The 276-nt window shown below is 36.2% G+C and carries 1 pseudogene; it reads right to left on the bottom strand.

The window, feature by feature from the left end:
* Positions 1–212 (bottom strand): annotated as a pseudogene (locus HC026_RS12575) (hypothetical protein); the annotation flags it as partial.
* Positions 213–276 lie beyond the last annotated feature (64 nt).

Below are 276 nucleotides of genomic sequence, written 5' to 3'. Positions count from 1 at the left end.
GGAAAATCAGGCTTACTAGCAACTTGATGAACACTTTGACGAGAGTTCATCTGCCAACGAATTTTTAAATCTTCACGCGACAATAATTGCGGTAATTGTGTTTTTTCAATTTGAGCTTGTTGCTGCAACTTTTGTGTAAAGGCTTGTTTAGTCTTGTTTTGATGCCAATCATCAAACAGATCATACTTGTTTGATTTAAAATCTAAATCCATAAAGCCAGCCTCCTAACCAAAATCAATTTTATCCAGCATCGTTTCAGTACTAGCCTGGTCTAAG

Origin of the sequence: Secundilactobacillus angelensis (assembly GCF_012641075.1) — a bacterium.
GTDB classification, from domain to species: domain Bacteria; phylum Bacillota; class Bacilli; order Lactobacillales; family Lactobacillaceae; genus Secundilactobacillus; species Secundilactobacillus angelensis.
The sequence above is the reverse complement of the archived record's forward strand: the minus strand, read 5'-3'. Positions and strand labels throughout refer to the sequence as shown.